Here is a 9059-nt window from a genome sequence, read left to right as displayed (position 1 = left end):
CAATTATACGGACTTTATCCACTATTTTCCTATAATAATTACCAAATTGTCTAGAATTGTAGTGAAACTAACCAACTGAGTATCTTATCAATACTAAATTTCAAAATAAGTATAATATTTAAATTAATTTTCTTAAATTAAATAATGGTAATTTTTATCAATAAATCTAAAAAATCGTTACAATAGAATTAATAATAATTCGATTACAGGAGACTACTCATGAAAAGGATGCTTTTTTACATATTATTATGCTTTATATTAGCAATCATTGGACATGGCTATGTTATCTATAGATTTATAAATGAGGGTGTTTTATTTACGGGGCCCAATGATGGCATGGAACAAATGATACCGATGCAAATGTATTTGTATGATAAATGGAGTCAAGGTCAATGGTTTTACGCCACTGATTTCGGATTAGGTGGAGATTTTTTCACTGACCTAAGTTACTATTTTTCAACCAATATTTTGTTTATACTTAATGTAATTTTCATCTTTCTCATAAAGTTAGCGATTGATTGGGACACGCAAGACATTATGTTTTGGATGACAAATGCTATTGTATTGTCCATTTTTAAATCAACATTAGCGATGTTAGCAACTTTTGGTTTTGTACGCTATATTACTCAAAATAAAAGCATCGCAGTACTAACGTCATATCTTTTTGTCATATCACCACTCTATTTTAGATTTACTGTATATTGGCCATTTTTCAGTGATATTTTTATATTATTACCGCTACTCTTATGGTCTATTGAATTATTTTTACAAAAAGAAAAAAAAGCCATGTTTATCATCGTAGTCACAGTTTCCTTAATAAATAACTTTTATTTTGCGTATTATCAACTCATCGTAGGTCTAATCTATTTTACAGTTAGACTAATATTTAAACATAGACATGATATCGTACCTAGGTTTAAAGCAATATATACCATCTTCATTGCTGCAATTTTAGCATTTGGTTGCAGTCTTTTCTTTTTTTATCACGGTTTACGTGCTTATACCAATAACAGACGTATACCTTTTAATGGAGACGTAGATTTTTTAGAACCTTTCAACCAAAACACGAATGTATTTTATGACAATTACTTAATAGTCATTTTATTTATAGTAATACAAGCACTGTTATCATTTAAACTATACAAGCATTTTTATTTTAAGTTATTTGCAATTTTTATGATACTTACTATAGGTGCTAATTATTTGCCATTTGTCGACCAGCTCTTTAATGGTTTTTCTGCTCCCCAAAAAAGATGGCATTACCTAATTGCTTTTAACGCTGCATTACTCATTGGGTTATATGTAAAATACTTTAGCACGTTAACAATTAAAAACTATATTTTTTCTTCAATCATCAGTTTAAGTTTTATTTATGTGAGTGCATGGATTTATGATGATTTTGTTGCATGGCTCTGGTTTACACCTATTGTTTGTTTGATAGGCTTGCTAGTACTATGTCTTAAAACTTCAGCTTATCGTAAACGTTTCATTTATTTTTATTATACTGCCATATTGATATTAGCGACACTTGTAGTAGCCGTTTTTATACGCAATCAAATTTATTTTGAAGACCATGTTGAACGAGCAAATCGCTATTATGTCAATGCAAGTCTATTTAACACACCGTTACAAAGACAATTAGTCTCTGAAATGAATCATTCAAAAACGGAAGATGAACGTATCGATTGGCGTGTTAATGAACAAGATAACACACCGATGTATCAATTCTTTAAAGGTTCAAGTTTATATTCAAGTATTTTTCATCATAACATTTTAGACTATTACTATGATGATTTGAAAATTAACCTTCAATCTGAATCAGTGAGTAGATACCAAAGTACTAATGGACGACAAAATATTAGCAGTTTATTTTCAATGAAATATTTAATGTTAAAAGATTACGAAAACAATGTGCCTAGTTATTTTAAAAATGTAAAAAGTGAGGGACAATACCACATTTATGAGAATACTTTAAACTTGCCTACTGTAAAAGTGACTAATCAAATATATAATTCCGACACTTTAAAAACGCCTATCGATCGAGAACATGCGATGTTGGATGGTGTTGTTATAAAAAATTCAGGTAAACCTTACACGGATAACGCACAAAACCTTATCGATGCGACTAAAATATCTTACCAAAATATAAAAGTGAAAAATAATCAACAAATCTATCTGACCAAAAACCAAGGTCAGATTAAAATTCACGTCCCAAATCACATAAGAAAACGTTATTCAGACTTTTATTTAAATTTAAAAGTTCGACGTGGTCAACCCGACAGTAATTATACAATTAATATAAATAATTATGCTAACCACCGGTTGTATAACAATTCGACCTATAAAACTGGTGTTGAAAACCAACTATATAGTACACAACCAGACAAAGATGGTAATATTAACATAGCTATTAACCCTAGAGGTAGTTATTATTTTGATATTCAAAGTCTTCATGGTGAAAATTATAGCAAACTCAAAAAAGCCTATAATAAGAAACAAAATCATTATTATAATGACATTAAAAATGGAGTAAAAGTGAAGTTAGCACCACATACAAAGGGAATTGCAACGATTAACATTCCATATCGTGACGGTATGGTGGCTTATGTAGATCATAAAAAAGTAAAACCTAAAAAAGTAAATTATATGATGACTGGCGTACCAGTCACTAAACAAGATAGTGAAATTATCATTAAATACCGCCCTAAATATTGGTTTACGATGATTATAATTTCAGTTATAAGTATCTTAATAAGTATTTTTTGGTGTCTAAAGAAAAAATCTAAACTTAAATAAAGGAGTTTATCTGAGATGAGGTATGACCGTGTTTCATAGAATTTGGTCCCACAAACTAACAAGATTTTTAACAATTCTTTTAATGGGCGTCGGCGTAGCTTTATTAACGTTCACACCGTATATTTATCGCTATTTAACTGACGGTACTGTATTTAGTGGTCATGGTGATGGTTTTAGGCAAATGATGCCTTTCCAAATGTATCTTTACGAACACCTTAGCCAATTCAAAAGTTTTTATGACCATTCTTTTGGTTTAGGTGGAGATTATGTTAAAGATTTATCCTATTACTACGCAACCTCACCTTTTGTACTAATTAATTTTTTATTCGTATGGTTATCTGAAGTAATATTTAATAGCAACCCTAGCGACATCACGTATTGGGCAAGCAATCAATTAATAGTAGCTTTTTTCAAATGCATCGCTACATATATCGTTGCGTTCTATTTCTTTAATTATATCAAGCTCAAAAAACACATAGTATTTTTGGCTTCAATGTTATATGCAGCTTCAACAACCGTTATTTATTTTAATTTTACTTGGTCATATTATGGAGATTTATTAATTTTTCTTCCCCTATCTTTGCTCGGTATTGAACGGTTTTACAAAGAAAGAAAAATAGGATTATTTATTTTTTCTATTGCTTTAACATTATTTTCTAATTTTTATTTTAGTTATTACGAAGCCATTGTAATTTTGAGTTACTTTATCTATAGATGTGTATTTCCTCATGCAAAAGATATTGTTACTAGGAAACAACAACTTTGGATGATTCCTACAGCTGTTATATTAAGTTCTTTAATTGCTATTTGGGGCTTTTATACTGGCGTTTCTTCTTTTTTAAACAATGATAGAGTAAGTAATCCTAATTTTAATTTTGGTGTCATTACAGATTTCGCACGACAAAAACATTTTTTTACAAACGGATTTTATATCACTGTGACTATCATCGCACTCATTGCCTTACTATCTTTTAAACTATATCGACATTATTATTATAAACTTTTTGCGATTGCAACTTGGATCATGCTTATAGGGTCACTAACCCCTCTTTTCGATAGTATGTTTAATGGGTTCTCAACGCCTGAACGCCGTTGGGTTTATATATTTGCACTTACTACTGCTGGATTAATAGCATTGTTCATTCATTATTTATCTGAATTATCTTTGAAGTCGTATATATTCGCTTCCCTTCCAGTATTAATGATTATGGGAATCATGCAAATGATCGTTAAAGTCCAGAAAATGACATGGATGGGCATCTGTCTCGTAATTATGATTTTTATCGGCATATTGCTTTATAAAAAATCACTATTCAAATTAAAATGGCCGTCTATTGTGCTAATCATATTATTCATTATTCAACAAGCGATTATTTTAGATAACGACCATTTCAATAATGTTCAAAAATACGAATCAACTGTTTCATCAATGCATGATTCAAAATATAAAAGTCCTGCACTAGCGAATAAAATAGATAAAATTAAACAGCATCAAGACGATCCATTCAGTAGAATTGATTACATGTCACAATACGGCTTGAATTCACCAATGATATATCATTTTAACGGTATTGCATTATATTCAAGCATTTTCGATGGCGACATTTTAAAGTATTATGATAAAACATTACAAATCAATATGCATACGGATAAAAACAGCACTTATCGTCTACTTTCAAATAGAGCAAATTTGATGGCACTTTGGGATGTCAATGATCGTATACGTCGCCCAGAAGACAAGAATATCCCCTATGGCTTTTCTAAGCATAGTACAATCAAACATTCTGATGAGGAATCCTTTATACATTCAACAAATAAAGCCAATTATCCAAGTGCGCACATTACAAATAAAGTATTCGATAAAAAAGATCTCAAATCGCCTATGGATAAAGAACAAGCTATGTTACAGGGGGTAGTTTTTGATCAAGCAGATGAATATTCTACAAATCAACAGTTCACACCAAATAAAAACTTACTATCAGAAACTTCTACCAATTTAATTAATGCAAAGCGTACGCAAAAAAATAAATTAACCGTTTCTAAGGATGGTGGAGGTGTCCATTATCAGTTACCAGCATCTATTGCAAATCAGTATGAAGATCTCTATGTAGAGATGGATGTTGAATTGTTAGGGCCAGACAAGGCTCACAATGTTGGTGTGAATGAATATAATCAACATCGTAATAACCTATCTTATAAATATAGACGTTTTGTCACTCCAGTAACGATGCGAGTAAAATCTGTGCAAGACTTGAATATAAAATTATCTAAAGGTAATTATCGCTTTAATGTTAAAGGAATTTATGGAGAAAACTATGATGTATTAAAGAAAGCACATAAACAACTACATTCTGTGAAAGTTTCACAAAATTCACGTCATTATACAATTAAAAAAAATAAAAATGATGAAGGCTACCTCGTATTGCCAATGCCTTATAGAGATGGAATGAAAGCTTATACAGACAAAGGCAAAACATTACCAGTTAAAAAAGGTAATGGTATCATGACAGTAATTCCTGTAGAGCAAGGACAAAAGACAATTACACTTAAATATACACCGCCCCATACATGGTTATTAGTAATAATAAGTATTATTGGAATCATTTTAAGTTTCGTTTATACAAAATGGATTTATATAAAAAAATGATAATATCATCTTCAAATTGATTACAAAATATAAAAAAGAAGCAGTTCCGATTAGGAACCGCTTCTTTTTTATGACTTTTATGCTGATTAACGAATTTCTTTAATTCTAGCAGCTTTACCACGTAATTCACGTAAGTAATATAATTTAGCACGACGTACTTTACCGCGACGTTTAACTTCAATTTTTTCGATTTTTGGAGTGTGTAATGGGAATGTACGTTCCACACCTACACCTGAAGAAATCTTACGTACTGTGAAAGTTTCTGAAATACCTCCACCGCGACGTTTGATTACAACACCTTCGAATACTTGGATACGTTCGCGAGTACCTTCAATAATACGTACGTGAACTCTTAAAGTGTCACCTGGACGGAATGAAGGTAAGTCTGTGCGTAATTGTGATTGTGTTACTGCTTCGATTAATTTGTGATTACTCATTATTTTTTCTCTCCTTCAACCTATGTTCTTGCCTAGACAAATATATAGCAGCGGATCATAGTGATTTTCGTGTGTGTCGCACACTTAAATTATTTTAGCACACTGTTATTCATTTTTCAATTGCTTTTTGTATCTTTCTAAAATATCTTTGTCTTTATCCGTAAGTGGATAATTTTCTAATAAATCTGGACGCTTTTCCCATGTACGTATCAGTTTTTGTTCATGACGCCATTGATCAATATGCGCATGATTCCCTGACAATAATACCTCTGGTACGTTCATATCTTGATAGGAACGTGGTCTAGTATATTGTGGAAATTCTAATAATCCATCCTGAAAAGAATCATCTTCATGTGATTGTTGATTACCTAAAACACCTGGAATTAATCTTACTATTGCATCGGTCATTACCATCGCAGGTAATTCTCCACCTGTTAAAACATAATCTCCCATAGAAATTTCATCCGTAACTAAATGCTGACGGATACGTTCATCATATCCTTCATAATGCCCACAAATAAAAACTAAATGTTCGGAATGACTGAGTTCCTGTGCAATTTCTTGATTAAATGGTCGACCTTGTGGACACATTAAAATCACACGTGTATTTTCTGTTTTGTCAATGTCTTTCATTGCATTAAATATAGGTTCTGGTTTAAGCACCATACCTTGCCCTCCACCGAATGGATAATCATCTACTTGATTATGCTTATTTTCAGCAAAATCTCTAAAATCGACAGTATTAATTTGTAGCATTTCCTTATCTTGCGCTCTTTTTAAAATCGATTGATTTAATACACCGTCAAACATTTGAGGGAACAAAGTTAAATAATCTATCTTCATTACTCCAACAGTCCTTCCATAGGCGTAATATCAATTCGTCTACCTTCAATATCTATATGTTTAACAACATCTTCTATATATGGTATAAGATATTCTTTATCACCTTTGACAACCCAAACATCATTGGCACCCGTTTCAAAAATTTCTATCACTCTTCCAATAGGTGTTTCATTATCATCGAATACGGTACAGCCAATAATATCTGAGTAATAGTATTCATGCTCCCCTAATTCAATTTCTTCGTGGTCTCTATCTTGTAAAAGGATTTCACCTTTTAGGTGCTCAATATCATTAATATTGTTGATACCTTCAAAGGTCAACATGTGCAACCCTTTATGCATACGATATGTCGCAATTTTCAATTCTAATGTTGGTTCGTTTTGACGTTCTATCATCACAGTTTCACCTGGTTGAAAGCGTACATCTGTAAAATCTGAGTGAGATTGGACTTTAATTTCGCCTTTTATACCATGTGTATTGATAATTTTGCCTATTTCTACTTTCATATAAGCTCCTCCGATAATGTATATGTATCATTGAAATTCGTTATTTTTTTATTTTTCGACTAAAATAATTATAACATGAATTGTTAGTATTATTTTAAACCTTCTCTATATGTTATGAGCTAAAATATTGTATAAATCATCTTAAGTCATTCTTGATCAATGTATTCACTCGTATAAGCCTACTAAATTGTTGATGTTGCTTTATATAAATGATTACCGGTATGCTAATTTAAAAGGCTGGGACAAACGAATTGTCTCAGCCTTTTATGATTATATTGGCATGCACAATGGTTAACATTCAACCATAGTCATCCATACCGAGATGAGTCGTCGAAATCATTTTAAATGACTACGATTTCCACGACTCTCTCTTTTTTAAAAATTTTTATGTGCTAATAATGACGATTATTTTTGATCGTCAAATTTTTTCAAGATACCTTCTCTTGATAAGATGTTGTGTACAGTATCTGTTGGTTTAGCACCATTTTTCAACCATTTTAATGCTAACTCTTCGTCAATTTTAACTTCTGGAGCATTTACATTATTTGGATTATAAGTTCCGATTTGTTCGATGTTACGACCATCACGTGGCGCACGAGCATCTGCTGCTACGATACGATAGAATGGATTTCTTTTTGAGCCTAAACGTGTTAAACGTAATTTAACTGCCATTTATATTCTCTCCTTTGATTGTTCTAATTTTTATTTTCTACAAGAAATAATATTAACAGTTATCTAGAAGTTTGTAAAGAGTTTCTTCTTTACCATTTTATACTTTTAATCACTTCATTGTACCAATATTATTTTCGATATCATCGTAAACTTGACATTAACTATTAAACACTATAAATTGAAAATAAATTAAATATTAAATGCACTAGGGGTGTTTTTTAACTGAGATGAGATTTACTCAAACCCTTTGAACCTGATCTAGTCCATACTAGCGGAGGGAAGTGTTACAAAAATAACAAAGCTATATCAACATATTAACTATAGATTGTAGATTTTTAGTACACAGCTTCTCTTATGGAGGTTGTGTATTTTTTTATTTAATAAATGATTCTAGGAGTGAAATGATGAGTAAAACAATACTTATAACTGGTAGCAGTAGAGGATTAGGAGCATCCATTGCAAAAACTTTAGGTAGCCAAGGGCATCATGTAATTATCAATTATTTTCAGAATAAGACATTAGCAGAAAAGGTTGTAGACGAAATTGGTCACGAACATGCAATTGCGATTCGTGCTGATGTCACAGACAGAGCACAAGTAGATCAATTAATTGCAGAAGCCACCAATCATTTTGGAAAAATAGATGCTGTTGTGAATAATGCGCTTATAGGGTTTAAATTTGATCCTTCTCGCCAAAAATCATTTAAAGACTTAAATTGGTCAGATTACCAACAACAAATTGACGGCACTCTAAAAGGCGCTTTTAATGTAACCCAAAGTGTTATCGACCAATTTATTGAGCATAAATCAGGTACTATTATATCTATCGGAACGAATTTATACCAAAATCCTGTCGTTCCCTATCATGAATATACTACCGCTAAATCAAGTTTAATCGGTTTTACAAGAAATATTGCTGCTGAACTTGGTCAATATGGCATCAAAGCTAATGTCGTTTCTGGTGGTTTATTAAAAACTACAGACGCCAGTGCTGCCACTTCAGATGAAGTATTTGATTTAATTGAACAGACTACACCATTACATAAAGTAACAACACCACAAGATGTAGCAAATATGGTGGCATTTCTAGTTAGCGATCAAGCTAATGGTATCACTGGTCAAAATATTACCGTAGATGGCGGTTTAACAATGAACTAAA

At 31.5% G+C, this 9059-nt stretch carries 7 protein-coding genes and 1 riboswitch; of the genes, 3 read left to right on the top strand and 4 right to left on the bottom strand.

From position 1 onward, the window contains the following. The first annotated feature begins 219 nt into the window (after positions 1–219). Both KA833_RS05710 and KA833_RS05705 read left to right on the top strand, forming a co-directional pair. Positions 220–2796 (top strand): YfhO family protein, encoded by a 2577-nt coding sequence (locus tag KA833_RS05710; RefSeq protein WP_210128116.1) that lies wholly within the window; start codon positions 220–222, stop codon positions 2794–2796. Positions 2797–2824: 28 nt separating this feature from the next. Further along, a complete protein-coding gene (locus tag KA833_RS05705; RefSeq protein ID WP_145381278.1) occupies positions 2825–5443 on the top strand; it encodes a YfhO family protein in 2619 nt (872 codons plus the stop codon). A gap of 86 nt (positions 5444–5529) precedes the next feature. On the opposite strand, the gene rplS is transcribed toward KA833_RS05705, so the two are convergent. The 4 genes from rplS to rpsP form a co-directional block, all read right to left on the bottom strand. After that, positions 5530–5880, bottom strand: coding sequence for a 50S ribosomal protein L19 (gene rplS / locus KA833_RS05700; protein ID WP_019468465.1), 351 nt, complete (start codon positions 5878–5880; stop codon positions 5530–5532). Positions 5881–5985: 105 nt separating this feature from the next. Next, positions 5986–6723: a tRNA (guanosine(37)-N1)-methyltransferase TrmD gene (gene trmD / locus KA833_RS05695; RefSeq protein ID WP_046208652.1), complete on the bottom strand. Its 738-nt coding sequence runs from the start codon at positions 6721–6723 to the stop codon at positions 5986–5988. Further along, positions 6723–7229 (bottom strand): ribosome maturation factor RimM, encoded by a 507-nt coding sequence (gene rimM, locus KA833_RS05690; protein ID WP_064209040.1) that lies wholly within the window; start codon positions 7227–7229, stop codon positions 6723–6725. Before rimM ends, trmD begins: the two co-directional genes overlap by 1 nt. 405 nt (positions 7230–7634) lie before the next feature. Beyond that, entirely contained in the window at positions 7635–7901 is a 267-nt protein-coding gene (gene rpsP / locus KA833_RS05685; protein ID WP_019468468.1) for a 30S ribosomal protein S16, read from the bottom strand. A gap of 197 nt (positions 7902–8098) precedes the next feature. Continuing rightward, positions 8099–8198: riboswitch (TPP riboswitch) on the top strand. 107 nt (positions 8199–8305) lie between these two features. Here rpsP and KA833_RS05680 point away from each other — a divergent pair. After that, a complete protein-coding gene (locus tag KA833_RS05680) occupies positions 8306–9058 on the top strand; it encodes a 3-oxoacyl-ACP reductase (protein WP_070658417.1) in 753 nt (250 codons plus the stop codon). Position 9059: the final 1 nt, after the last annotated feature.

This window comes from Staphylococcus sp. GDY8P67P, assembly GCF_017892545.1.
Taxonomy (GTDB): Bacteria; Bacillota; Bacilli; order Staphylococcales; family Staphylococcaceae; genus Staphylococcus; species Staphylococcus ureilyticus.
Note: the sequence above shows the minus strand (reverse complement) of the source record. Positions and strands in the feature narration are given on the sequence as shown.

Coding starts and splice junctions, on each gene's coding strand:
- KA833_RS05680 (WP_070658417.1), top strand. CDS start 8,306: ATGAGTAAAACAATACTTATAACTGGTAGCAGTAGAGGATTAGGAGCA.
- rimM (WP_064209040.1), bottom strand. CDS start 7,229: ATGAAAGTAGAAATAGGCAAAATTATCAATACACATGGTATAAAAGGC.
- rplS (WP_019468465.1), bottom strand. CDS start 5,880: ATGAGTAATCACAAATTAATCGAAGCAGTAACACAATCACAATTACGC.
- KA833_RS05710 (WP_210128116.1), top strand. CDS start 220: ATGAAAAGGATGCTTTTTTACATATTATTATGCTTTATATTAGCAATC.
- rpsP (WP_019468468.1), bottom strand. CDS start 7,901: ATGGCAGTTAAATTACGTTTAACACGTTTAGGCTCAAAAAGAAATCCA.
- trmD (WP_046208652.1), bottom strand. CDS start 6,723: ATGAAGATAGATTATTTAACTTTGTTCCCTCAAATGTTTGACGGTGTA.